At 56.7% G+C, this 21556-nt stretch carries 32 protein-coding genes; 28 read left to right on the top strand and 4 right to left on the bottom strand.

Features of this window, described 5'->3' with window-relative positions:
- Nucleotides 1-108: 108 nt before the first annotated feature.
- A complete protein-coding gene (locus QRN33_RS15535; protein ID WP_285409283.1) occupies nucleotides 109-1284 on the bottom strand; it encodes a Nal1-like putative serine protease in 1176 nt (391 codons plus the stop codon).
- Nucleotides 1285-1379: 95 nt separating this feature from the next.
- Complete coding sequence (locus tag QRN33_RS15540) at nucleotides 1380-2234, bottom strand: XRE family transcriptional regulator (protein WP_285409284.1); 855 nt, start codon at nucleotides 2232-2234, stop codon at nucleotides 1380-1382.
- Nucleotides 2235-2322: 88 nt separating this feature from the next.
- On the opposite strand from QRN33_RS15540, the gene QRN33_RS15545 reads away from it, so the two are divergent.
- The 15 genes from QRN33_RS15545 to QRN33_RS15615 all read left to right on the top strand — a co-directional run bounded on the left by QRN33_RS15545 (nucleotide 2323) and on the right by QRN33_RS15615 (nucleotide 10716).
- Complete coding sequence (locus QRN33_RS15545) at nucleotides 2323-2499, top strand: Cro/CI family transcriptional regulator (protein WP_110598807.1); 177 nt, start codon at nucleotides 2323-2325, stop codon at nucleotides 2497-2499.
- 55 nt (nucleotides 2500-2554) lie between these two features.
- Complete coding sequence (locus tag QRN33_RS15550) at nucleotides 2555-2755, top strand: hypothetical protein (protein WP_039012569.1); 201 nt, start codon at nucleotides 2555-2557, stop codon at nucleotides 2753-2755.
- 314 nt (nucleotides 2756-3069) lie between these two features.
- Nucleotides 3070-3861, top strand: a complete 792-nt coding sequence (locus QRN33_RS15555) for a Rha family transcriptional regulator (RefSeq protein WP_285409285.1) — start codon at nucleotides 3070-3072, stop codon at nucleotides 3859-3861.
- Nucleotides 3861-4643 (top strand): phage replication initiator YdaU family protein, encoded by a 783-nt coding sequence (locus QRN33_RS15560; protein WP_285409286.1) that lies wholly within the window; start codon nucleotides 3861-3863, stop codon nucleotides 4641-4643. Before QRN33_RS15555 ends, QRN33_RS15560 begins: the two co-directional genes overlap by 1 nt.
- Nucleotides 4633-5439, top strand: coding sequence for an ATP-binding protein (locus QRN33_RS15565; protein WP_285409287.1), 807 nt, complete (start codon nucleotides 4633-4635; stop codon nucleotides 5437-5439). The genes QRN33_RS15560 and QRN33_RS15565 overlap by 11 nt, the downstream gene beginning before the upstream one ends.
- A 1-nt stretch (nucleotide 5440) precedes the next feature.
- Nucleotides 5441-5848 (top strand): hypothetical protein, encoded by a 408-nt coding sequence (locus tag QRN33_RS15570; RefSeq protein WP_285409288.1) that lies wholly within the window; start codon nucleotides 5441-5443, stop codon nucleotides 5846-5848.
- A complete protein-coding gene (locus tag QRN33_RS15575; RefSeq protein ID WP_262948979.1) occupies nucleotides 5845-6243 on the top strand; it encodes a recombination protein NinB in 399 nt (132 codons plus the stop codon). The genes QRN33_RS15570 and QRN33_RS15575 overlap by 4 nt, the downstream gene beginning before the upstream one ends.
- Nucleotides 6243-6821 carry a recombination protein NinG gene (locus QRN33_RS15580; protein WP_285409289.1) on the top strand — a complete coding sequence of 193 codons (579 nt, stop codon included), beginning with the start codon at nucleotides 6243-6245 and terminating at the stop codon, nucleotides 6819-6821. The genes QRN33_RS15575 and QRN33_RS15580 overlap by 1 nt, the downstream gene beginning before the upstream one ends.
- Nucleotides 6818-7363 carry a hypothetical protein gene (locus tag QRN33_RS15585; protein ID WP_285409290.1) on the top strand — a complete coding sequence of 182 codons (546 nt, stop codon included), beginning with the start codon at nucleotides 6818-6820 and terminating at the stop codon, nucleotides 7361-7363. Before QRN33_RS15580 ends, QRN33_RS15585 begins: the two co-directional genes overlap by 4 nt.
- A 122-nt stretch (nucleotides 7364-7485) precedes the next feature.
- Nucleotides 7486-7860, top strand: a complete 375-nt coding sequence (locus QRN33_RS15590) for a hypothetical protein (RefSeq protein ID WP_285409291.1) — start codon at nucleotides 7486-7488, stop codon at nucleotides 7858-7860.
- A gap of 103 nt (nucleotides 7861-7963) precedes the next feature.
- Complete coding sequence (locus QRN33_RS15595; RefSeq protein WP_285409292.1) at nucleotides 7964-8350, top strand: hypothetical protein; 387 nt, start codon at nucleotides 7964-7966, stop codon at nucleotides 8348-8350.
- A gap of 375 nt (nucleotides 8351-8725) precedes the next feature.
- Entirely contained in the window at nucleotides 8726-9793 is a 1068-nt protein-coding gene (locus QRN33_RS15600) for a RelA/SpoT domain-containing protein (RefSeq protein ID WP_285409293.1), read from the top strand.
- An 83-nt stretch (nucleotides 9794-9876) separates the two neighbouring features.
- Nucleotides 9877-10191 (top strand): phage holin, lambda family, encoded by a 315-nt coding sequence (locus QRN33_RS15605; RefSeq protein ID WP_016773996.1) that lies wholly within the window; start codon nucleotides 9877-9879, stop codon nucleotides 10189-10191.
- Nucleotides 10188-10574, top strand: a complete 387-nt coding sequence (locus tag QRN33_RS15610; RefSeq protein WP_285409294.1) for a hypothetical protein — start codon at nucleotides 10188-10190, stop codon at nucleotides 10572-10574. The genes QRN33_RS15605 and QRN33_RS15610 overlap by 4 nt, the downstream gene beginning before the upstream one ends.
- Nucleotides 10534-10716, top strand: a complete 183-nt coding sequence (locus tag QRN33_RS15615) for a hypothetical protein (protein ID WP_252877551.1) — start codon at nucleotides 10534-10536, stop codon at nucleotides 10714-10716. The genes QRN33_RS15610 and QRN33_RS15615 overlap by 41 nt, the downstream gene beginning before the upstream one ends.
- A gap of 47 nt (nucleotides 10717-10763) precedes the next feature.
- Here the strand turns inward: QRN33_RS15615 and QRN33_RS15620 are convergent, their stop codons facing one another.
- On the bottom strand, nucleotides 10764-11282 hold the full coding sequence (locus QRN33_RS15620; protein ID WP_285409296.1) for a hypothetical protein: 519 nt from the start codon (nucleotides 11280-11282) through the stop codon (nucleotides 10764-10766).
- 75 nt (nucleotides 11283-11357) lie between these two features.
- On the opposite strand from QRN33_RS15620, the gene QRN33_RS15625 reads away from it, so the two are divergent.
- The 5 genes from QRN33_RS15625 to QRN33_RS15645 are packed head-to-tail and all read left to right on the top strand — an operon-like array spanning nucleotide 11358 to nucleotide 16237.
- On the top strand, nucleotides 11358-11981 hold the full coding sequence (locus QRN33_RS15625) for a putative metallopeptidase (RefSeq protein ID WP_285409297.1): 624 nt from the start codon (nucleotides 11358-11360) through the stop codon (nucleotides 11979-11981).
- Nucleotides 11982-12012: 31 nt separating this feature from the next.
- A complete protein-coding gene (locus tag QRN33_RS15630) occupies nucleotides 12013-12474 on the top strand; it encodes a DUF2280 domain-containing protein (protein WP_280074955.1) in 462 nt (153 codons plus the stop codon).
- A complete protein-coding gene (locus QRN33_RS15635) occupies nucleotides 12461-13762 on the top strand; it encodes a terminase large subunit domain-containing protein (protein ID WP_285409298.1) in 1302 nt (433 codons plus the stop codon). Before QRN33_RS15630 ends, QRN33_RS15635 begins: the two co-directional genes overlap by 14 nt.
- Nucleotides 13759-15177 (top strand): DUF4055 domain-containing protein, encoded by a 1419-nt coding sequence (locus tag QRN33_RS15640; RefSeq protein ID WP_285409299.1) that lies wholly within the window; start codon nucleotides 13759-13761, stop codon nucleotides 15175-15177. The genes QRN33_RS15635 and QRN33_RS15640 overlap by 4 nt, the downstream gene beginning before the upstream one ends.
- Nucleotides 15152-16237, top strand: a complete 1086-nt coding sequence (locus tag QRN33_RS15645; protein ID WP_285409300.1) for a minor capsid protein — start codon at nucleotides 15152-15154, stop codon at nucleotides 16235-16237. The genes QRN33_RS15640 and QRN33_RS15645 overlap by 26 nt, the downstream gene beginning before the upstream one ends.
- 4 nt (nucleotides 16238-16241) lie before the next feature.
- Here QRN33_RS15645 and QRN33_RS15650 read toward each other — a convergent pair whose 3' ends face one another.
- Nucleotides 16242-16757, bottom strand: coding sequence for a hypothetical protein (locus QRN33_RS15650; protein WP_034152695.1), 516 nt, complete (start codon nucleotides 16755-16757; stop codon nucleotides 16242-16244).
- Nucleotides 16758-16882: 125 nt separating this feature from the next.
- Between QRN33_RS15650 and QRN33_RS15655 the strand changes: the two genes are divergently transcribed.
- The 8 genes from QRN33_RS15655 to QRN33_RS15690 are packed head-to-tail and all read left to right on the top strand — an operon-like array spanning nucleotide 16883 to nucleotide 21491.
- A complete protein-coding gene (locus tag QRN33_RS15655) occupies nucleotides 16883-17611 on the top strand; it encodes a hypothetical protein (RefSeq protein ID WP_215502876.1) in 729 nt (242 codons plus the stop codon).
- A gap of 12 nt (nucleotides 17612-17623) precedes the next feature.
- Nucleotides 17624-18586 (top strand): major capsid protein, encoded by a 963-nt coding sequence (locus QRN33_RS15660; RefSeq protein WP_285409301.1) that lies wholly within the window; start codon nucleotides 17624-17626, stop codon nucleotides 18584-18586.
- Nucleotides 18587-18631: 45 nt separating this feature from the next.
- On the top strand, nucleotides 18632-19222 hold the full coding sequence (locus tag QRN33_RS15665) for a hypothetical protein (protein ID WP_285409302.1): 591 nt from the start codon (nucleotides 18632-18634) through the stop codon (nucleotides 19220-19222).
- A gap of 56 nt (nucleotides 19223-19278) precedes the next feature.
- On the top strand, nucleotides 19279-19782 hold the full coding sequence (locus QRN33_RS15670; RefSeq protein ID WP_285409303.1) for a DnaT-like ssDNA-binding protein: 504 nt from the start codon (nucleotides 19279-19281) through the stop codon (nucleotides 19780-19782).
- Nucleotides 19783-19818: 36 nt separating this feature from the next.
- Complete coding sequence (locus tag QRN33_RS15675) at nucleotides 19819-19995, top strand: hypothetical protein (protein ID WP_285409304.1); 177 nt, start codon at nucleotides 19819-19821, stop codon at nucleotides 19993-19995.
- A 58-nt stretch (nucleotides 19996-20053) separates the two neighbouring features.
- Entirely contained in the window at nucleotides 20054-20422 is a 369-nt protein-coding gene (locus QRN33_RS15680; protein ID WP_285409305.1) for a hypothetical protein, read from the top strand.
- Complete coding sequence (locus QRN33_RS15685; RefSeq protein WP_285409306.1) at nucleotides 20419-21075, top strand: hypothetical protein; 657 nt, start codon at nucleotides 20419-20421, stop codon at nucleotides 21073-21075. Before QRN33_RS15680 ends, QRN33_RS15685 begins: the two co-directional genes overlap by 4 nt.
- Nucleotides 21072-21491 carry a phage tail terminator-like protein gene (locus tag QRN33_RS15690; RefSeq protein ID WP_285409307.1) on the top strand — a complete coding sequence of 140 codons (420 nt, stop codon included), beginning with the start codon at nucleotides 21072-21074 and terminating at the stop codon, nucleotides 21489-21491. The genes QRN33_RS15685 and QRN33_RS15690 overlap by 4 nt, the downstream gene beginning before the upstream one ends.
- The last annotated feature ends 65 nt before the right edge of the window (nucleotides 21492-21556 follow it).

Consider the following 21556-nt stretch of genomic DNA (forward strand, 5'->3'; position numbering starts at 1 on the left):
ATGGGGTGCCCGGGACGGAAAAACGTCCCTATCGAAACTGCACGATCAGATGGGCCGTCCAGAGCTTCGAGTAGATGCTCCGTGGCTACCATTAGATCCGCTGAATCGCTAAACATTATGTCCTCCTACGAGGGTTGCGCCTAAGGCTTGGAGAATAGGCCTAATCGGTAAAATGAGCGACTTTGCTCCTCCAGGTGCAGATGAGTCGTTGCCGCCAGCGAAGACTAGACCAACCGCAGCAATAGCGCGTCCATGATCATCAACCTGCACGACAAGCGATCCGGAATCGCCCGATAGAGAAAATTCTGCGCCATTTCCATGGATGGTAAAAACATTGCCGAACCATATCGTTCCGCTAAACCCATAGGCTTGGGCGGCGTAACTTATACCATAGGGTCTAAGACTCCTACTCACTATCAGACCTTTGGTATGCCCAGTGGTTCTCCCCACTTTCTCGACCTTCATCCCCTCGACTGGATCCGCAATAGCCAGAGGAGTATCAAAGGCGGCACCTTGCATCGAGGATACGTCTGCAAGGTTTCGAATGATAAAGAGTGCGGCGTCAGTGTTGGCGGCGATGTCGACATTACCGACAGAGCCAACGTGCATTTCAAGGGCGGTCGAGTGGAATCCAAGCGTAAAAGGTGGGATACCAGCAGGACTCACGTCGACAACTCCAGGCGCGAGTATTGGCGTTCCCGGTTGAACGTGGCTGCACAACGCGCTCACATGATTGTTTGTTAGGCCATAGACATTTCCATCAGCCAGCCTAACGAGCGCGCCCAGTGTGCCAGCTGAAGCATCGTTGCCTGGCGATATTGAGGAGCCGCATGCATAGTGCTGGAGACCGCCGGCAGTCTGATGAATTGAGAAGGTTGCGCCTTGGCTCTTCAACAGTTCCTTTCCGACTGTTTCTATGACGCCTTGCGGGTAGGCTAATCCTTTTCTAAAAATCCCTTGAGGTAAGGATTTCAGGTCTTTTTGACTGATTTTTCTGACCGTATAAATAAAAACCGTGTTGGTCGTCTCGTTATAAGAGATTGAGTCTATGCCCTTGTGTCGCAAGATCTGTTCTGCGTCACCGGAAAATGGAATCGGCGCTACCGCTGCTAAATATGCGTCGTCCACATCCGGGGGTAACTGTGGCAGCAATCCTCTGGAAATGGCCCACTTGGCTATACCACTAGCTACTTGATAGGTGCTAGGTACCGGCGTCGCCGGCAATGGTGGAGGAGGTGGTGCTGGCACAAGCACTGGCGGAACAGGCGGCAAGTTGGTTGTCATAATTTACCCTGAACTATTTAAATATTCAGAGGCGATTATGAGGAGGCCTCCTGCCCCTAACTGCATCAATAAAACAACGTCTTTACAGCGGGAAGCTACACAAGATTAGCATTCCACACGAGTAGTACCCGAGCTTGGATGAACGTTTCATCTGCTCGAATCGTTTGCGGTGGGTGACGATCATTGTCGGAAATCATCTTGATCTGATCATCGCCAACCCACTGGAGACGCTTGATGTAGAGATGGCCTTCCCAAGAAAACATGTAGATCCCATCCCCCACGAACTCCCGGATGCTGATATCGACGAGCAGCGGGTCGCGATGCTTGATCGTTGGCGCCATCGACTGACCCCAACCGGTCACCATCTTCAGGTGGAAATGCTCTTTGAACTCGACGCCCATCTCCCGCAGATGCTGAGGGCTTACCCGAACATCCTGCAGCATCTCTGGATAATCATGCGGGATCTGGCCGCCCCCCATCGCTGCACGGACGTCATAGTGCGCGATCCACACCTCATCCCCCACGGCGCCAGGTCTGTAGTAATCAACGTCGGTAGCATCCCCTAGTACGACGTGCTGAGCGGCGTCTTTTACCGCGTCTGCAATTTTCGTCCGCGCCTCATCACTGAGGTTCTTCCCATGCTTGGTCAGCATGGCGCTTACCAGGTCAGCGGTTGATTTCACCTCAGCAGCTTCAGGGGGCTGGGCGCCATTCTTGCGCCGAGGCGGCTCACCTTTTCCCGACAAAAGCCAGTCGACAGTCGTGTCGTAGCCGTCGGCAAGCGCAATCAGGTTCTCGTTCTTGATGTTCTCGGTATCGCCGGCGAACCACTGCCGCACAGCCTCATAACTAATGCCGCAGGTGGTCGCGATGTCTCGCTTCACACTCCGCACGCCAATGTCCGGCTTTCGGGCAAGAACAAGTTTTGTGATTCGTTCAGTCGTTTTCATGGGTGCAATCTACAAGAGTGCTTGTCAAGCATGCTTGTTTTGAATAAACAAGCATGCTTGAATATGAGGAAGAGCAAAGGAGGTCGGCATGACCAAATCACAAGCAATCAAGCATTTCGGCTCCGTCTCGGCGCTGGCAAAAGCACTCCGCGTTACCTACGAGGCCGTCCGCCAGTGGGACGACGTGCCTGAGCTGCGCCAGTACCAGATCGAGCGAATCACTCTGGGTGCGCTGAAAGCTGAGCAAAAATCCCAAGCTGCGTAGATCTGCCGACACCCAAACAACCAGTTTTCTCTTCAATAGCCAGGAGCATCGAAGCATGTACATGGACCCCAATCAAAAGCGCGCCATCCCGGTGAAGGTTCGATTCGAACCAGTGCTTGATCGGATTCTGCGTAAGGCCGCGACCAAAACCCGTATGCAGCACGCCACCTACCTCTACGAAATCATCGAGTGGGCAGTGGCCAATGGCGTGATCGAGGAGCTCATGCAGGACAAACAAGAAGATATCGCGGGCTGAAGCCCCTTTGGAGGGCCAAATGACCGTAGAGCTTGAAAGGCTGCCTCCGCGGACTCGACAGCGAGTGGAGGAACTGATGCGCGTAAACGGCTGGAGCTTCAGCCGTGCGATCAACGAAATGACGGAAACCGCCATCGCGAGTGGGGCGCTTTCCGAGGTGGGAAGGAAGAAGGCGCCAGTCCTTCAACTGGTGACCCCAATGAGGGCCTCTGGCAGGGACTCTTCGGGGTAATCCAGAGGGCCTCTGCCAAATTCGGGACGAAAAAAAGCCGGGGTAGTGACCCGGCTCTCTTGAAACGCTTGTGGAGCAAATCATGCACCAATCAATCCAAACGATCAATACCCCGGCCAGTGTCGCGACACAATTTGGCAACGGTGAAAACGTGTCGCGTACCACCATGTCTTCTCAAGAGATCGCCGAACTGGTCGTCGCTCGCCACGACAGCGTGAAGCGCACGATCGAACGCTTGGCGGACAGGGGCGTAATTCAACTTCCACCATTGGTGGAAGTTAAAAATCACCTAAAGCAAACCGTCGAGCAGTATCACGTCTGCAAGCGCGACAGCTTCGTCGTGGTTGCCCAGCTCAGCCCGGAGTTCACCGCCGCGCTGGTGGACCGCTGGCAGGAGCTGGAAGGGCAGATCACCCAACCACGCGAACTCTCGCGTATGGATCTCATTCAACTCGCCTTCGAAGCTGAGCAGCAGCGCCTGCAGTTGACCATCCAAGTCGAAGCCCAAGCCTCGAAAATCCACTCCATGGAGAACCTGTTCAAGGAAGGGATGACGCACACCCAATTCTGCAAGGGCCTCAATGGGGTCAACGTCATGCAGGTGGGCAAATTCCTCGAGGGCCGCAACTGGCTCTACAACGAGAGCAAATCCGGCCTGCGCTTCCGTGTGGCGTCCTACGCCCGCGACAAGTACATGACCGAGCATCAGCACGAAGTCACTCCCCACGGCAAAGAGCCGTTCGTTTCCTTCACGCCCGTCCTGCTCAAGAAGGGCGCCGTGCGCCTGTATGACCTGTACCTGGCTGGCGAGCTGCCAATGAAGAAGACCTGGGACGGGCTGTTCACCCATGACAAAGCACTGAGGGCCGCGTAATGGCCGGGGACTGGATCAAAATGCGAATCGACCTTCAGACACATCCGAAAGTTTTCCGCATGGTGTCCGCATTGAAAGCGGACAGACTTCGGATCATTGGCGGACTGCACATTGCGTGGAGCATCTTCGACACCCATTCCGACGACGGTGTGCTGCACGGTTACAGCGTCGATGCGATGGACGCGGTGGTTGGCTGGCCGGGCTTTACCCAGGCCATGATCGAAGTGGAGTGGGCGTCCGTGCAGGACGATGGAAGCCTTGTAATGCCTCGCTTTGACGAGCACAACGGTGCCAGCGCAAAGCGCCGGGCCAACGACAGCGAGCGCAAGCGTAACGACCGCAAAAACAATTCTGTCCGCAATGTGTCCGCAAGCGATGCGGACAAAACGCGGACCAGAGAAGAGAAGAGAAGAGAAGAGAAGAAAGAGCAAGATCAAAAGCATGGTGCTGGCGCACCGGCGAAGTCTGCCAAATTCGATCCGCTCACTGCCAAGCCTGAGAACGTGTCCGAAAAGTCGTGGGCCGACTGGTGCCAGCACCGCAAGGAAATCCGCAAGCCGCTGACCGCCAAGAGTTGTGAGCAGCAGGCCAAGGCATTGCTGGGTCATGCCGCGCCGGACCAGGTGCTCGCCACCTCGATCTCCAACGGCTGGACCGGCATCTTCCCGGACAAGGTCGCCAGCAACGTGCACCCGTTCCCGCAATCCCGCCACACCGGCTTCGCCGATCGCGATTACACATCAGGCCTGAAGATGCGGGAGGACGGCAGCTATGCGCTCTGAGCCAGTCCAAGCCACACCGGAACTGCCGCCGGGCACTCGCATTCAGCCAGCCGAGTGCGAAACCCACGGTGCCTACGAGCAGCGGGTTTTTCCTGTGCTTGGCCGGGAGCTGAAAAGCAACTGCCCGGAGTGCACCCGGATATCCCGCGAGAAGTCCGAAGCCGCCGAGCAAGCCAACAAGGCGATGGAACTGCGCATGTCCCTCGCTCGCAAGCTGGGTGACGCGCTGATCCCGAAGCGTTTCACCACTCGCACCCTGGGCAACTACCAGGCCGAGAACGAAGGCCAGCGCAAAGCCCTCCGGTTCTGCCAGCACTACGTGCAGATCTTTGACGAGATCATGAAGACCGGTCGCTGCATGGTGCTGATCGGCAAGCCCGGTACCGGGAAAACGCACCTCGGCGCCGGCATGGCCAACGAGCTGCTGCACAACATGTCGCGCACGGCCGTGTACCGCACTGTCGGCGCAATCCTTCAGGCGATCCGCTCCACGTACGACAAGCACAGCGAACGCAGCGAGGCCGAGATTCTGTCGAGCCTGATCGATCCCGATCTGCTGGTGCTGGACGAGGTTGGCGTGAGCAAGGAGCAGCCGACCGATTTCGAGCTGACAACCCTGTTCGCAATCATCAACGGCCGCTACGAGCAGGAGCGCCCCACGGTGGTGATTTCCAACCTCGAGGCCAGCCAGTTGCCGGCCGCCATGGGAGACCGCTGCGTCGACCGTCTGCGCGAGGGTGGAATGATCGTGGTCCCGTTCGACTGGGAATCTCAGCGCGGCAAGGAAGGGTTTTGACATGAGCATCGACAAAGAAAAACTCCAGAAGCTGCTGTGGGCCGAAGCCGCCTCATTCCGTGCCGACTGCGCAGACTGGAAGCGCAACACCGAGGCGCTGCAGGAATTCCTCGGGGAGAAGACCGTGGAGGAGGTGGCGCTGGAGCTGCTGGCTGACACCGAGGTGATTCGCAAGGATCTCGAATCGCACAAACGCATGCTTCTGGCGGCCGTTTGCGACCTTGGCGCGATTGGCGAAGCACTCAAGTCCGACATGGACGCGGACGGCGATGAGTTGCTCGGCATGGTCATCGACCTGAAAGCGCAGAACACCCGGATGCTGGGGTGGCTCCAGGACATTAGCCGTACCTCAGGCGACAAAGGTGCCGTCATGGGTGCGCGCCAATTGCTCAAGGAGTTCGGGCAATGACCGAGTTCGCAATCCGCAGTCAGCGCGATATCAGCCGCCTCATGGGTGTCCTGCACGCAACCGACTTCACCAAGCCGAAGATCGTGGTCATCAAGGACGAAAAGCGCCCTGACGTCTGCAATCGCAAGATGTGGGCAATGCTCAAGGACGTATCCGAGCAGGTGGTCTGGCACGGCAAGAAGCTGACCAGTGAGGACTGGAAGTGCCTTTTCAGCGCCTCGCTGGAGAAGCAGCGCGCTGAGCCTGGCCTCGACGGTGGCTTCGTCGTGATGGCCGTATCGACCCGCAAGCAATCGCAGAAGTGGTTCAGCGATCTGTTCGAGCTGATGCATGCCTTCGGCGCCGAGCATGACGTCCGCTGGACCGAGCAGGACAAGTGGGGAGGGCGGTATTGATGCGCACTGCCCTCAAAGCTGTGAAGCAGAAAACCTGCAAGGCCTGCGGCGAGAAGTTCGCGCCGATGTTCAACACTACGCAGGTGGTGTGCAGCCCGAAATGCGCGCTGGCTCACGCGCCGGCAAACACCGAGAAAGCCCGCAAGGCGATCAACCAGCGCGACCGCCGCGAGATCCAGGTGCGCAAGGAGAAGCTGAAGAGCAGGGCGGAACACTTGCGCGAAGCCCAGGCCGCGTTCAACGAGTGGATCCGCCTGCGTGATGCCGATCGCCCATGCGTGAGCTGCGGTCGCCACCATGAAGGCCAATACCACGCTGGGCACTATCGCTCTGTGGGAGCGAACCCCGAGCTGCGATTCGAACCGCTCAACGTGTGGAAGCAATGCGCGCCCTGCAACACGCACCTGTCCGGCAACTTGGTCAATTACCGGCTTTCGCTCTTGCAGCTGATCGGTCCGGAAAAGGTCGATTGGCTGGAAGGACCGCACCCGGCCTGCAAGCACACCGTCGAAGAAATAAAAACCATCAAGGCCAAATACCGGGCCAAGACCCGCGAACTGAAGAGGGCTGCAGCATGATCTATCGCAACGTGATTTCCGCAGTGGTCCGGGCCTTGGCCGCCGAAACCATCAACTCAGCCGGCGGCTGTGACTTCGAGCCTAAGGTGCAGTGCGCCAAGCAGAAGGGGGAGATCGTCGGCAAAGAGGCTGCATTCCTTGCTGACTGCTGGGTTTTTGCCCGCTTGCACAAGTCGTTGTCGCCGGCGCATTGGCGGGCTCTGGTCGCTAAGTTCTCGACGCACACCGAGCGCAAGCACGCAGCAATTACCGAGCTCACCAAAGTCATGCGGTCTCCGGCCCCTGAGCGTTTTCTTCACTGTGCTGTCGTTACTTGGGCTTTGCCAAAGCTGGCGGGCGTGGACGGGAAGCGGTCGACCAACGTCCTGCCGGCCGGCTGGTACGAGATGGACAACTGGTCAAACGAACCTCACCCGATTAAGACCCAGGAGCGGTGGAGGAGGGATATCCGCAAGGCGCTGGAGCGCGAAGTGGATGAGGCTTTGATGTCCGCTCAAGTCCTGTTGGATACAGAGGGACTGATTGGCACACATGCCGCTTGACGGCAAGTGAGCCAATGAGCCATTATTCACTAATCCTGTCATTCCTGCGCGTTTAGGAGTGACCATAAAAGCCCGGCAACTAGCTGGGCTTTTTCGCATATAGCGTCCAAGGAAGAATTCGTATGGAAATGTGGGAATACGTGAGAAGGCTGTTGGCTGGAGCAACAGGTGGAAATCAATCGTTTACGCCTGGGCTTATCGCCGGGGCCTACTTCAGGGATTTGATCGCACAGAATCTCGATACCAAACACCCCATCCATGAATTTTCAGATTTGGCTGATCTTTTTTCCGAGCAACTCCAAGACGAAGGGTTTATTCGTCCTGCCGGAGTTCGCCCGGGGCCAGCTGTGATTTTGGGGGCGATGGAGCGAACGCAGTTGGGAGATCAGCTTCTGGAGGCACTTTCGAGACGCGGCGGCGTGGCGTTTTTCGAAGGTGTTCAAGCAGAAATTGATACCGCCACAGTACACCGACTCCTGCACCAGCTCGATTCGTAATTTGTTTTTTCTAAACCCGGCCACCGCGCCGGGTTTTTTTACCCTTGAAATTCATAGCGCTAACCATATATACGGTGCCATCACCTAACTATGGATGGTCAAGATGCGACACCTCAGAAGCCGCCTCATCGGGATTCTTCAAGATCCTCACACTACCTTTTTGCCGGACGAAGAAGCGGCGTTTTTAGCTCGTGTACAACTTTCGAACGGAAGCAAATACGATGACTTCCATGAGCGCATGGCCGAGCAAGGCTTTTCTCAGACCATCAAAAGTATAAGCGGGGAAACGAAGCAGCTTCCCGATGCAACGTATTTCATATCTGGCCTACCAGATAAAACCCGTGCTGAAGTTGTATTCGATCGGGCCAAGAAAGCCGTTGAAAAGCACAAGAAGCTATCGGACCAGATCAATATCCAAGAACACATCATTGTGGTTAAGGCATCGGACGCCTGGTTCGATCTTGAAGATTATGAAGAAAAACCAGATTGAGATAGTCAAGTCGAAGATACCCGGCCAAGTGCCGGGTTTTTTAATGCCTTGAATTTACCTGTAGCCAGGGCAGCCTTCTGGAAGGCCTGGACGTCGATAACCGGATAGTGCGACGCACGGATCAACGCCGGCAGCCCGCGCACTCTGACCTCACAATGCTTTCAGGGTGGCGCGAACAGGAGCAGCGAGATCGATGCATTGGGGCGTTGATGTTGAGAAGTGTTGGCAAACTGCTCGGAACAAAGGATCGCGAGGCACAGTGCTTCGCATTTTGGTATTGAAAAGTAAAAAAAATTGAACGCCTACTGGTTTGGGCCATAGAGGTGAGGCATGATTCTGCCATCAGTTCAGTCGAAGTATAGTAGGAAGCTCAAGATGGCATGGGTAAAGCCAGCATTCAGCAAGGAACGTGTAAAAAAAGCCGGAATCACTCTCATCAGCGATGATTACGAGTTCGAAGAGGTGGAACAAGCGCTTGAGGTGCTCAATAACTGGCGCTCAATTCATAGCTATCCGGTCAACACATTCCAGGCGAGTCTTCGGGCTAAGCTCAACAAGTTGAATCTAGACGCTACCGTCGCGCAGCGATTAAAGCGCATTCCTTCTATACTGGCAAAGCTTCATCGTTTTCCGAAGATGAGCCTTTCGCGCATGCAAGATATCGGCGGCCTTAGAGCTGTAGTTGAAACTACCGACGCGATATATAAGCTGTGGAACTCCTATAAAGATAGTAAGTTTGACCATATTTTGGTTTCTGAATATGATTATATTGCAGAGCCGAAGTCGTCAGGATATCGGGGCATTCACCTTATTTATAAATATAATAATCGCAAAGGCGATGGACCGTCTTACGAAGGCCTTCAACTTGAGATTCAAATCCGTAATCGACTTCAGCACTCTTGGGCGACTGCGGTCGAAACTGCCGGCGTATTCCTAGAGCAGGCGCTCAAATCTAGCATTGGTAATGAGAAGTGGCTTGAATTTTTTACTTATGCATCCTCATCATTTGCAGTCCTAGAAAAGCTTCCTGTCTTTATTGGGCATCGCGGAATGACCAATGACGAGATTTTCGATAAGACCCTGGAGCTCGAAGCAGAGCTAGAGGTAATCTCAAAGCTTGAAATGTATAAGGCAGTGGTAGAAGTTCCAAAGGATGTTCAAGGCAAAGCGCACTACTTCTTGATGGAACTGCAGCCTAAAAGTAACCAGATTGAGATTACAGGTTATGCTCGAGCAGAGCTTGTAAAGGCGACTGAAGATTATCTAGAAGCGGAAAAGACAGCTAAAGGTTCGCCAGAGATTCAAATTGTGCTTGTGGCTGCTCAATCTTTGGAGTCGTTGAAAAAAGCTTATCCGAACTACTTCTTGGATACTAAGCATTTCGTAGAAAATCTTCGGAAAATTCGGGCTATGAGATTTAAAACTTTGGCCGCCACCTCGTAATATCCTACCAATCAAAAAAACCCGCCACTGAGCGGGTTTTTTTATTCCTAACTCCCTGAAGGGGAGGAACCGAGATGCCAAACATGCCAGACAAACCAGACACATGGGCCAAGCTCTGGCTGGCGTTGAGCAATCCGCTAATGGCGGGCGTCATCATGGCCATCACCGTTTGCTTGCTTCGCGTCATCTACGACGGAAAAGAAACCAGCGTGCGCCGGATCATTTTCGAGGCGCTGATTTGCGGATCGCTGAGTCTGGTCGCGTCCAGCGTTATTGAGTGGATGGCCTGGCCTTCAAGCCTATCGATTGCCGCCGGAGGGACTATTGGGTTCCTCGGCGTGACAGCCATTCGCGAGCTGGTGACCCGCTTCCTCGGTCGCAAGGCGGATGCCGCATGAAGGCCTTCGCTGCAGCAATCATCATCGCCCTGGTAGGCCTGCTCCTCGTTGGGATTCAACAGTCGCGAGTCGTCGCCCTACGCGGGGAGGTGGCATTCGAAGCCAGCGAGAAGAAGAAGGCGGTCGACGCCAACCTCGAAAGCCAGGCCACGATCACCACCCTGCGCGCCGAAGCCCAGCGCAACGCCGATTACCAGAAAGACCTGAACAAGCGGTTACAGGCCAGTCAGGCAAAAGCCAAAAAGGCGGAGAAGAACTTTGAAGAACTCAAGCGCAACAGCAAGCCTGTTCGTGATTGGGCTGCTCAGCCTCTGCCTGACGGCCTGCGCGGTAAAGCCGCCACTGGTAACAAAGACAACGGCGGTAAGAGTCGAACCCCCTGAGCTGGTGCCATGTGAGCGGGTAGCTGATGAAGACCTCGCCGACAACGGCCAGCTGTGGGAACTGAAGAATCAAGCCATCAACCTGCTCGACACCTGTGCAGACCAGGTGGACGCGCAGATCAAACGCAGTCAGAGCAAGTAGGTCGCGACACGTTTCGCGAGAGCGCAAATTGTGTCGCGACCAATTGTTCAGTTATTGGCGCCAAAACACGCATTAAGAGTTTTGTACTTTTCATTCAGGTTCGTTGCCAAGTGCTCTCGCTGTTCACCTTGTGGGGCATAAGCATCGTAGCTAGGTCTCCGAAGGATTTTTTCGATTTCTGCGATTTGCAATCTTATAGGTGAGCAAGGGTCATCGGCTTTTACTAGCCGAGACATCTGTTCAAGCTGGATATCTAGAGCCTTCGTTTTGGCAAGCGACTCATCCAATAGTCGCTTGTTGTACCTGTTATCCGTTTCCTCCGTTAACAGACGCTGCCGCAAACCATCAGCCGTGCGTCTGAGCTCCGCAATCTCGTCCGTCAGCTTCGTATTTTCTGCCTTTGCCTCTTTCAGTTGATCTGTCGTGGTGGAAAGCAGGGCTTTTGTTTCGCCGTACGCAATTGAATCCACCTTTGAGTCGCGCCATATCGTGTACGTGAGGGTGAGCACCGCGATGAGGCCGGCGCTGCCAAGCACAGTCATGGCAATACGAAAAACTTTTAACACGCGAAATTCCTATAAACATTGCCGAAAACGTACTGATACCGGCAAACAGCCACCATTTCAAGCTCAAGGTGAGTCATGAATAGGCCAATACCGCCGCAGTCGCTGCTCGACCTGTCTGAGCTATCCAGCACCGGTATTCGCCTAATCCCTGCTCCTGAGGTGTGGGAGTGGCTACAAGCCGAGATCATCGCTGACACGGGAAGCATCCACAACGAAGACCACGCCCATCTGATCGATGCGGACGTGAGAGTTATGTGGGCGTCTGCTGCCTCCACGAAGAAAGGGCGCACTGTGGTCGGACAGGCCGAACAGGTAGCGTTCCGCGCTGGTGGGTGGCAGAAGGCTCGCATGGAACAGCAAATGCGTGATTGGTTCGGCGACGTGCCGGCCTACATCATCACCCTGGCTGCTGATTACTGCGCTCAGTGCTCCGACGCTGACTTCTGCGCCCTGGTGGAGCATGAGCTCTACCACATCGCTCAGGCGACCGATCAGTACGGCGCTCCCAAGTTCACCCAGGAAGGATTGCCCAAGCTTGAGATGCGCGGACACGACGTTGAAGAGTTCGTCGGTGTAGTGCGTCGGTATGGGGCGAGCCCTCAAGTGCAAGAGCTGGTGGACGCTGCAAACAATCCTGCTGAGGTGGGGAAATTGAACATTTCAAGGGCCTGCGGAACCTGTCTGCTCAAGTCGGCCTGATTCTGGACAGGCTCTGGACGGATGAAAATCTATGGCAGCCCTTCAAAACGACGTGAAGGCCTTTATCGTTCAGGCCTTGGCGTGCTTCGACACGCCTTCACAGGTTGTTGAAGCCGTCCAAAAGGAATACGGGATATCGGTGACTCGCCAGCAGGTGGAAACACACGACCCCACGAAGACATCAGGGAAAGGCTTGGCCAAGCGCTGGGTGACGATGTTTGAAGATGCCCGGAAACGCTTCCGCGAAGAGACCGCAGAGATCCCGATCGCCAACCGAGCGTTCCGGCTTAGGGCCATGAACCGTTTTGTCGAGCGGGCCGAGACGATGAAGAACATCGGTCTTGCCATGCAGATCCTCGAGCAGGCGGCTAAGGAAGTCGGCGACGTCTACGTCAATCGCCACCGGAAGGATGAGCCAGACGATGAGCCGGCGATCCCAACGCGCATTCAGGTCGACGTAGTGGACGCGAGGAAGCCGAATGCCGAGCCTTAACGTTCCGCAGTCGCAGTTCCTCCTCTTGCCCCACAAGTTTCGCGCATTCGTTGCTGGCTTCGGCTCGGGGAAGACCTGGGTCGGATGCTCGGCTTTGAGCAAGCATTTCATGGAGTGGCCGGGCGTAAATGCTGGTTACTTCGCACCGACCTACCCGCAGATTCGGGACATCTTCTATCCCACGATGGAGGAGGTGGCATACGACTGGGGGCTGAAGACCAAGATCAACCAGGCGAACCATGAGGTTCATATTTACGGCGGCCGGCAGTATCGCGGCACTGTGATTTGCCGGTCGATGGAGAAGCCGCAAACAATCGTCGGCTTCAAGATCGGTCACGCCCTGGTGGATGAGCTGGACGTGCTGACGTCGATCAAGGCTCAGCAAGCCTGGCGCAAGATCATTGCCCGGATGCGTTACAACCTGCCCGGGCTTAAAAACGGCGTGGACGTGACCACGACGCCGGAAGGCTTCAAGTTCGTCTTTCTCCAGTTCGTCAAGCAGCTGCGCGACAAGCCGGCGCTGAAGGAAATGTATGGACTGATTCAGGCCAGCACCTTCGACAACGAGCTGAACCTGCCTGACGATTACATCGCCTCGCTGATGGAGTCGTACCCCGAGCAATTGATCCGCGCGTACCTGAACGGCCAGTTCGTCAACCTGACGTCCGGATCGATCTACCACGCCTACGACCGCAAGTTGAACCAGTGTTTCGACACTGTGCAGCCCGGCGAGCCGCTGTTCATCGGCATGGACTTCAACGTCGGCAAGATGGCTGCGATCACCCACGTCAAACGTGATCAGGGTCTGCCGCGTGCCGTGGACGAGTTGATGGATGGCTACGACACGCCGGATATGATCCGCCGGATCAAAGAAAGGTACTGGGAGCACACTGGCAACGATTACAAGAAGACCTGCGAGATCCGGATCTACCCGGACGCCTCCGGCGACTCGCGCAAGTCGGTCAATGCCAGTCTCACCGATATCGCCATGCTCAAGCAGGCAGGCTTCACGGTCATCGCGCCGGCGGCCAACCCACCGGTGAAGGACCGCATCAACGCCATGAACGCCATGTTCTGCAACGCGCAGGGCGAGCGGCGTTACCTGGTGAACCCGTTTACATGCCCGACCTACGCCGATGGCCTAGAGCAGCAGATCTGGGCGCCAAACGGCGAGCCGGACAAAAGCCAAGGCAACGACCACGCCAACGACGGCGGCGGTTACTTCATTCACCGCGAGTACCCGATCATCAAACCGGTCACCGCTATCAAAATGGGATACGCCCGATGAGCAACGACGTCTCCTTCAAGCGGGCGGACTACATCGAAGTGCTGGACCGCTGGGCGACCGTGCGCGACGTTTGCGCCGGCCAGCATAGGGTTGTTGATCGACTGCCGTACATCAATGCTCACGACAAGTCGCCGGAGAACGTAGACCGAAACAAGGCCTATCGCGAACGGGCGGTGTTCAAGAACGCCACCGGTCACACGCGCAATGGCTTGCTCGGTTTGGCGTTTCACAAAGACCCGACGTTGACCGTCGCGAAGAAGATGGAATACCTGCAGGACAACGCCAGCGGCTCAGGGGTGAGCATTTACCAGCACTCGCAAGGCACGCTGGAAAAGGTGCTTGAGGCTGGACGGCATGGTCTGTACGTCGATTACCACCAGGACGCCGGAACCGGTGGCCACTCCGTGATCCTGTCGTACTGCGCCGAAGACATCATCAACTGGCGCACAGGCATGGTGAACGGTCACAGCGTGCTGACCCTGGTGGTGCTGCGCGAGTCGCCGGAGATCGAAGACGGCTTCGGTTTCAAGGTGGTAGAGCAATACCGGGAATTGGCGCTCGAGGATGATGGCTTTGTCTGCCGCGTTTGGCGTCGATCCGGGCCGAAAGGTGGCGGGCCGCTGGCCGTTGTTCAGGAATTCAAACCCACCGGCGCCGCCGGCCGCTTGAAGGAGATCCCCTTCACCTTCGTCGGTGCGCAGAACAATGACCCGAGCATTGACGAGTCACCGCTATACGACATTGCAATGATCAACCTGGGCCACTACCGGAACAGCGCTGACTATGAAGACAGCGTCTTCTGGTGCGGCCAAGCCCAGCCTTGGATTTCCGGTCTGGATGAACAGTGGCGCGACTGGATGGAGAAGAGCGGCGTTTACGTCGGGTCCCGCGCCCCGATGATGCTGCCAACAGGTGGCGCCTTCGGTTATGCCCAGCCACTGCCGAACACGTTGGTGAAGGAGGCCATGGCTGACAAGAACCAGATGATGATCGAGCTGGGCGCCCGCATGGTCGTAGCCTCTCTCTCGTCCAAGACGGCGACCGAAGCACGTGGTGATCAATCTGCATCGACGTCGGTGCTCGCCGGCTGCGTAGCCAACGTCAGCGAGGCTTACACCAGGGCGATTATGTGGTGCTGCACCTACATGGGCGTAGACGACGCAAAGGTTGCCTACCAGATCAACCAGGAATTCGTGGAGCTGACGGCAGATCCGCAAATGATCACCGCGCTGGTCGGACTCTGGCAAAACGGTGGATTCGCCAAAGCGGATCTTCGGGCATACCTGCGCAAGTTGGGCTTGATTGCGCCTGAGCGTACAGACCAGCAGATCGATGGCGAGCTTGCAGAGCAGGGCGACGGCTTGGGCCTGGACGATGAGGACAAGGTAGATGGCAGCAAACCAAGCAATCCTTGACGCTACGATTCGGCATGCTGTCTTCCTCGAGAAGCTGAAGGCCGGGGAGGTCGGCAAGTTCGCCCCCTTCCTGAAGGAGATCGACCGCTCGATACGCGACCGGCTCACCCAGTCGGATCTGACCGAGTACAACGTGAAGCGGTTGGAGGCGCTGCTAAAAGAGGTCGACAGCCTGCTCCTAGGCATCTTCGACCGCTACAGCGCACAACTGAACCTCGACCTGATCGACATCGCCAATTACGAGGCTGAGTTTGAAGCGTCGAGCCTGGTCCGGTCAGCGCCGGTTGGTGTCACGTTGGATGTGGTAGCACCGACGGCGGCAGCCATCCGCACAGCGGTGCTCACCAATCCCCTCAGTGTGCGTGGTACCGGCGGCGGCAAGCTGCTGAAGTCGTTCATCAAGGGCTGGACCAGTGCCGAGCGCGAGCGCGTCACCGGCACCATCCGGCAGGGCTTCTTCGAAGGACAAACGAACTTCCAGATTATCCGCAACATTCGCGGAACAAAGTCGGCCGGCTACAAGGACGGCATTCTCGCCACCACCAACCGCAATGCCAGCACGGTCGTGCACACCGCGATACAGCATGTGTCGTCTCAGGCGCGCATGGAGGTGGCCAAGGCCAACACTGACATCGTGTCTGAAGTCGAAATGGTCGCCACGCTGGACAGCAAAACGAGCCAGCAGTGCCGGTCGATGGACAAGCGACGGTTTCCGGTCGATTCAGGGCCGAGGCCCCCGTTTCACCCGAATTGCCGCACCACGTTTGTCTTGCTGACCAAGCTCAGCGAGATGTTCGCCAAGGGCGCTACGCGGGCTTCGGTGGGCGCAGGTGGAGCGGGGCAGGTCAGCGCGAGCCTCGACTATTATCACTGGCTCCAGCAGCAGCCACCGGCGTTTCAGGACGTGGCAATCGGGCCGGTGCGGGCAAAGCTTTTTCGCGAGGGAGGACTGAGCGTCGAACGCTTCGCTGAGCTGCAGCTAGATCGAAACTTCGCACCGTTGAACTTGGTGCAAATGAAGGCCTTGGAGCCGCTCGCATTCTCCAAAGCTGGTGTTTGATTGGTTAGCACTTTTCTCGCTGCTCCTCTATATCTTTGACGAATGCTTGGAAAGAAAGTATCCAGTTTTCAAAGTTCTTTTTGTATCGATCCATTTCTCGCCCCCGGTTTTCAACCTCGGTGTAAGCCACCGAGTCGACTATTGAGCTGACGAATGATCCAGATGCAATTCGGAGTCGATCATTGCCAAAGGCACTAAGGGCATAACCGGCTTTAGACACCATTTCCAAGCGCTCGGCTTTCATTTGCTCTGTTGGGTCGGGGTAAAAGTAATAGGCGCTTAGCGAGGCAAGTGAGGTGATGAAGTTGTCTCCTTTGATCCTGAGAGACTCCTCTTGCTTGTCTAGCCGCGCGATGCAGCTGGTTTTTTCGGCGAGTCTTACGGTTTGGTTGCTTGTGATCCAGCCACTAAGACTTGTGGTAAGCGAGCCTGTGAGCAATAGAGCTGACGACATAAGCGCAATTTTAAAAGCATTCTTTAGAGAGCTTGGGGAAGGAGCAGCGGTATCGGCTTCGAGCATTGTCACTTGATCCTGATAGGACACGGAAAGCAGAAACGATATATAGATTTGATAATGAAAACCCGCACCTGCGGGTTTTTTTATGCCTGCGAAGCGGGTCACACATACCCAAGGGGTACAACAACGTGGCAGAAGAAAACGAAATCGACCTGGACAACCCGGCAATCAAGGCCGCAATCGCGACTGCCGTTGAGTCCTCTGTTTCTGGTCTGAAAACCAAAAACTCCGAACTGCTGGGCAAGCTGAAGGAAACCACCGGCAAGCTGACTCAGTTCGAAACCCAATTCGAAGGCATCGACATCGACGCCGTCAAAGGCTTGCTCAGCCGGGCCGGTCAGGACGAAGAAACCAAGCTGCTGACCGAGGGCAAGGTGGACGAGGTGTTCAATCGTCGTACCGAGCGTTTGCGTGGCGACTACGACAAGCAGTTGAAGACTGTCACCGCGCGAGCCGAAAAGGCCGAAGCATTCGCCGCCAAGTTCCAGGGCAAAGTCCTGGGCGATTCGGTACGCGGTGCGGCACTCAAAGCCGGTGCACTGCCGGAAGCAACCGACGACATCATCCTGCGCGCCAAAGGCGTGTTCTCGCTGAACGAAGAGGGTGAAGCGGTCGCCGTTGATGAATCCGGTCAGGTCATCCTCGGTAAAGACGGCAAGACCCCTCTGACTCCGCTCGAATGGGCGGAATCCCTGCGCGAAAGCGCACCTCATCTGTGGCCAAGGGCCTCAGGGACACAAGCCCCGGGCGGGGGTGGCGGCCAGGCTGCATTCAAGCGCTCCGAAATGACTGCCGAGCAAAAGCGCGACTACCAGCGCAAACACGGCCAAACCGCATACCTGCAATTGCCCAAGTAAGGGGATTCACCCATGGCAACGACTGTTAACAGCGACCTGATCATCTACAACGATGAGGCGCAAACCGCATACCTGGAGCGAGTCCAGGACAACCTCGATGTGTTCAACGCATCGTCCAACGGCGCGATCGTGCTAGACAACGAGCTGATCGAAGGCGATTTCCGCAAGCGCTCGTTCTACAAGATCGGCGGCTCGCTGGAGCATCGTGACGTCAACTCCACCGGTAAAGTGACCGCGAAGAAGATCGGCGCCGGTGAGGCCGTCGGCGTCAAGGCGCCGTGGAAGTACGGCCCATACCAGACCACCGAAGAAGCTTTCAAGCGCCGCGGCCGTCCGGTCGACGAGTTCTCCCAGATCATCGGTGCCGACGTTGCTGATGCCACTCTGGAAGGTTTCATCCAGTACGCCACTGCTGCGCTGCGCGCTTCGATCAGCTCCAACGCTGAAATGGTGGTTACTGCCAACATCGAGACCGACGGCAAGAAGACCCTGACCCGTGGTATGCGCAAGTTCGGCGACAAGTTCGGTCGTATCGCGCTGTGGGTCATGCACTCCAGTGCTTACTTCGACATCGTCGACGAGGCGATCGCGAACAAAGTCTACGAAGAAGCGGGTGTCGTCATCTACGGCGGCTTGCCAGGCACTCTCGGCAAGCCGGTACTGGTCACCGACACCGCGCCCGCAGATGTGATCTTCGGCCTGCTGCCAAACGCTGTGGTGATCACTGAATCCCAGGCGCCCGGCTTCCGTTCGTATGCGGTGAACGACGAAGAGAACCTGGGTATCGGCTACCGCGCTGAAGGCACCGTCAACATCGATGTTCTCGGCTACAGCTGGAAGGAAGCCGCTGGCGGCGCGAACCCAACGCTTGCCGCTGTGGGATCGGCTGCGAACTGGGTCAAGCATTCCAACAGCAATAAGGTGACTGCTGGTGTTCTGATCACCCTGACCACCACGCCACCAGCCGGCGGCTGATACCGGCCCTGACAGCGGCCAGCAATGGCCGCTACGGAGACTTTTATGGAACTGGTTTACTCCACTCAAAACTCGGACTTCGATCCGGAAAAGCGGTACCGCAACCCAGCGCACTTCGACCGGCCTGAAGCGGGAGTGACGCATGCAGTTGTGATTGGCGACTGGCCGAAAGTGGTCGACGCTTATGAGGCAATGGGCGTCGAAGTCTCAGTGTTGAAGCCTTTGATCAGCCCGCCGGTTGATTCGGGTGATGCTGACGCTATTGTCGGCCTGGAACAGGACAACGCCACGCTGCGCGCCGAGCGTGACGGCATTCTGCGACTGGTCGACGCCGCCGAGGGGCAATCGGATCTGGAACACCCGGGCGCCGGCGAACTGCCAATCCGCTTGTTCGGTGCGCTGAAAGCCGTTCACGAAGGTTTCGAAACCCTCACGGATGAACGCGACACCTTGGCGGGCGAGGTTGAATCGCTACGTGGCGAAGTTGCACGCTTCAAGGCAGCAGCGGAGCCCGTCGACAATGCTGAGAAGATCGCGAGCCTCAAAGCGCAGCTCGACGCCGCCAATGTGACGTATCGGGCGAATGCTTCGGTAGAATCGCTGGAAAAGGCAGTTGCTGATCTACACCAGGCGTAACCATCCGGGCGCTGACAACGCGGCGCCCGATCCAGCACACCACAGCGAGCTGATTCATGACTCTCATCATCGAGGACGGTACCGGCAAGCCTGACGCCGAAAGCTACGCATCTGCCGAAGATCTGGCCATGTACGCCTTGAAATTCGGCGTGACTATCCCGGCGGAAGTGTCAGCACAGGAAGCGCTGCTGCGCCGGTCCGCATTGGCAATGGATGGCATGACGTGGAAAGGGCGAAAGTCCAACAGCGAACAGGCTCTGTCCTGGCCACGCCGCGGCGTCGAACTGGATTACGAAATCAAGCCAGACAACTACCTGCCAGCGCGGATCCAGTACGGCCAGATGGCGTTGGCCGCCGAGATCCACACTGATGACGTCGACCCGATCGAGAAGCGTAAAGGCGCCGTTACGCTGGAGCGTGTCGAGGGTGCGGTAACTCGCGAATACGCGACGATTCCGAACACCAGCGGCCGGCTGTTGCCGGCAGCGCCGGATCGGCCGAGCGCAACGCAGTTTGCTGACTATTTGCAGAAAAGAGGGTTGTTTGCAGTGCGGGCCTGATGTCAAATGGCCTCTCATAAAGAAATGGAGCTTCAAATGAGTAAGGTATTGAAAGACCAAGAGCTGGCATGGATCGGGTTCGCTTCAGCTGCATTGACCGGATACTTGGCAAACGGAAAGTATGACGAAAATGCGTCAAAACAAGCTGCGGTTAGGGCGGATGAGCTTCTTGAAGAATTCCAGAAACGTGTAAAAGCAGCAAACGGACATTAAACACTGAACGCCCAATAAGCCCAGCCATCGAGCTGGGCTTTTTACATCTGGAGCCACCATGGCCTTCTACGACGAAATGGCCATGATGGCTCAGGAGATGATCACAGAGTTCGGCCAGCCCGTAACCATCAGCAAGATTGAGCCGGGCGAGTATGATCCTGAGATCGGTGGCGAGGCGCCGGGCGCCACCATTGAACAGAGCGCCCAGGGCATCCTGCTCGATTTCACGGGTCAGGAGTTCCAAAACAACAGTCTCATCAAACAGGGCGACAAGAAGCTCAAGATCGCCGCGCAGGGGCTGGAATGGGTTCCGGATCTGCTGGACAAGGTGATCATTGAAGGGCGCACCTGGTCAATTGTGCCGCCGTTGAAAGAGGTGAATCCCGCCGGGACGCCAATCCTGTACGAATTGCAGGTGCGGTCATGACGAACAAGTACGCGAGCATGAATGGCAGCTTTGCCGAGAACATCCGCGACTTCGCCGAGCGAGCGAAGGACGGAATCGACGCAACCATCCGCGAGATTGTGATCGAGCTCGGCAGCAGCGTTATCCGCATGTCACCGGTGGGAAATCCTGAAATCTGGGCCGCGAACGTTGCTCACCGCCAGACCAACACCCGCGCAGCCGACGACTACGACTTCAAGGTCGCAGTGCGCAACACGATCATCAACCTCAACGAATCGAACTTCACGAAGGCCGGCAAGCTGCGGCGGGGTGTTAAGTATGCCAAGCCTCTGACAAAGACCGAGCGCGACCAGAATTTCAATGTGAATGGCCTGGTGGCAGGCAAGGATTACGTCGGCGGGCGGTTTCGTGGGAACTGGCAGCTCTCCATTGGCGCGCCGGCGGAGGGCACGCTCGATCAAGTGGATCCCGCAGGCAGCGTGACCTTGGCCAAATTGCGCCTTCAGGTCCAGGCACTCACCGCGGGCGAGACGGCCTACATCGTGAATAACCTGCCATATGCGGTGCCTCTAGAGTACGGCCACTCCAAGCAGGCACCGGGCGGCATGGTGCGCGTCACCCTGGCCCGTTTTCAGCAGATCGTCGACGAAGCCACAAGGAACAACCGGGTATGAGTCACGCCATTATTGCCTCGATCTACGAGGCCAAGCTCATTGCCTGGAGCAAGGTCCGGTCGGAGCCGATCAAGGTTGTGTTCGAAAACGTCCAATACGACCCGGCCGACGGCGAAACCTATCTGCGGGCGTTCTTGCTGCCGGGCGATACCGCGAACAGCACGCTCGCCGGCGACCACCGCGCATTCATCGGCGTCTACCAGGTCAGCATTGTGGCGCCGGCCGGCACCGGCAAGGCGAAGACCAACCCGCTTGTGGCGGAGCTGACCATGCTGTTCCCGCTTTATGCGCGAGACACAAAGGCAGGCCTCACCGTAGTTACGATGTCGCCAGTTGATCCCGGCCCCGGGATACCTGATCCACCCACATACACTGTACCGGTGTCGTTCGAGTATCGAGCTGACATCGCCACTTGAATACGCCCGCTGGGCATACCCCGAAACTCGCATCTTTGCGGGTTTTGTCATTTCTGAAAGAGGAA

The organism is Pseudomonas sp. FR229a (genome assembly GCF_030209115.1).
GTDB lineage: Bacteria > Pseudomonadota > Gammaproteobacteria > Pseudomonadales > Pseudomonadaceae > Aquipseudomonas > Aquipseudomonas moraviensis_A.

What these genes read in the sequence shown, in the direction of transcription:
- QRN33_RS15630 (WP_280074955.1), top strand. Translation starts at nt 12,013, where the DNA reads ATGGCAGCCCTTCAAAACGACGTGAAGGCCTTTATCGTTCAGGCCTTG.
- QRN33_RS15660 (WP_285409301.1), top strand. Translation starts at nt 17,624, where the DNA reads ATGGCAACGACTGTTAACAGCGACCTGATCATCTACAACGATGAGGCG.
- QRN33_RS15555 (WP_285409285.1), top strand. Translation starts at nt 3,070, where the DNA reads ATGCACCAATCAATCCAAACGATCAATACCCCGGCCAGTGTCGCGACA.
- QRN33_RS15635 (WP_285409298.1), top strand. Translation starts at nt 12,461, where the DNA reads ATGCCGAGCCTTAACGTTCCGCAGTCGCAGTTCCTCCTCTTGCCCCAC.
- QRN33_RS15690 (WP_285409307.1), top strand. Translation starts at nt 21,072, where the DNA reads ATGAGTCACGCCATTATTGCCTCGATCTACGAGGCCAAGCTCATTGCC.
- QRN33_RS15550 (WP_039012569.1), top strand. Translation starts at nt 2,555, where the DNA reads ATGTACATGGACCCCAATCAAAAGCGCGCCATCCCGGTGAAGGTTCGA.
- QRN33_RS15670 (WP_285409303.1), top strand. Translation starts at nt 19,279, where the DNA reads ATGACTCTCATCATCGAGGACGGTACCGGCAAGCCTGACGCCGAAAGC.
- QRN33_RS15540 (WP_285409284.1), bottom strand. Translation starts at nt 2,234, where the DNA reads ATGAAAACGACTGAACGAATCACAAAACTTGTTCTTGCCCGAAAGCCG.
- QRN33_RS15680 (WP_285409305.1), top strand. Translation starts at nt 20,054, where the DNA reads ATGGCCTTCTACGACGAAATGGCCATGATGGCTCAGGAGATGATCACA.
- QRN33_RS15665 (WP_285409302.1), top strand. Translation starts at nt 18,632, where the DNA reads ATGGAACTGGTTTACTCCACTCAAAACTCGGACTTCGATCCGGAAAAG.
- QRN33_RS15625 (WP_285409297.1), top strand. Translation starts at nt 11,358, where the DNA reads ATGAATAGGCCAATACCGCCGCAGTCGCTGCTCGACCTGTCTGAGCTA.
- QRN33_RS15645 (WP_285409300.1), top strand. Translation starts at nt 15,152, where the DNA reads ATGGCAGCAAACCAAGCAATCCTTGACGCTACGATTCGGCATGCTGTC.
- QRN33_RS15585 (WP_285409290.1), top strand. Translation starts at nt 6,818, where the DNA reads ATGATCTATCGCAACGTGATTTCCGCAGTGGTCCGGGCCTTGGCCGCC.
- QRN33_RS15565 (WP_285409287.1), top strand. Translation starts at nt 4,633, where the DNA reads ATGCGCTCTGAGCCAGTCCAAGCCACACCGGAACTGCCGCCGGGCACT.
- QRN33_RS15640 (WP_285409299.1), top strand. Translation starts at nt 13,759, where the DNA reads ATGAGCAACGACGTCTCCTTCAAGCGGGCGGACTACATCGAAGTGCTG.
- QRN33_RS15560 (WP_285409286.1), top strand. Translation starts at nt 3,861, where the DNA reads ATGGCCGGGGACTGGATCAAAATGCGAATCGACCTTCAGACACATCCG.
- QRN33_RS15610 (WP_285409294.1), top strand. Translation starts at nt 10,188, where the DNA reads ATGAAGGCCTTCGCTGCAGCAATCATCATCGCCCTGGTAGGCCTGCTC.
- QRN33_RS15590 (WP_285409291.1), top strand. Translation starts at nt 7,486, where the DNA reads ATGGAAATGTGGGAATACGTGAGAAGGCTGTTGGCTGGAGCAACAGGT.
- QRN33_RS15580 (WP_285409289.1), top strand. Translation starts at nt 6,243, where the DNA reads ATGCGCACTGCCCTCAAAGCTGTGAAGCAGAAAACCTGCAAGGCCTGC.
- QRN33_RS15650 (WP_034152695.1), bottom strand. Translation starts at nt 16,757, where the DNA reads ATGCTCGAAGCCGATACCGCTGCTCCTTCCCCAAGCTCTCTAAAGAAT.
- QRN33_RS15675 (WP_285409304.1), top strand. Translation starts at nt 19,819, where the DNA reads ATGAGTAAGGTATTGAAAGACCAAGAGCTGGCATGGATCGGGTTCGCT.
- QRN33_RS15595 (WP_285409292.1), top strand. Translation starts at nt 7,964, where the DNA reads ATGCGACACCTCAGAAGCCGCCTCATCGGGATTCTTCAAGATCCTCAC.
- QRN33_RS15535 (WP_285409283.1), bottom strand. Translation starts at nt 1,284, where the DNA reads ATGACAACCAACTTGCCGCCTGTTCCGCCAGTGCTTGTGCCAGCACCA.
- QRN33_RS15600 (WP_285409293.1), top strand. Translation starts at nt 8,726, where the DNA reads ATGGCATGGGTAAAGCCAGCATTCAGCAAGGAACGTGTAAAAAAAGCC.
- QRN33_RS15570 (WP_285409288.1), top strand. Translation starts at nt 5,441, where the DNA reads ATGAGCATCGACAAAGAAAAACTCCAGAAGCTGCTGTGGGCCGAAGCC.
- QRN33_RS15605 (WP_016773996.1), top strand. Translation starts at nt 9,877, where the DNA reads ATGCCAGACAAACCAGACACATGGGCCAAGCTCTGGCTGGCGTTGAGC.
- QRN33_RS15545 (WP_110598807.1), top strand. Translation starts at nt 2,323, where the DNA reads ATGACCAAATCACAAGCAATCAAGCATTTCGGCTCCGTCTCGGCGCTG.
- QRN33_RS15685 (WP_285409306.1), top strand. Translation starts at nt 20,419, where the DNA reads ATGACGAACAAGTACGCGAGCATGAATGGCAGCTTTGCCGAGAACATC.
- QRN33_RS15575 (WP_262948979.1), top strand. Translation starts at nt 5,845, where the DNA reads ATGACCGAGTTCGCAATCCGCAGTCAGCGCGATATCAGCCGCCTCATG.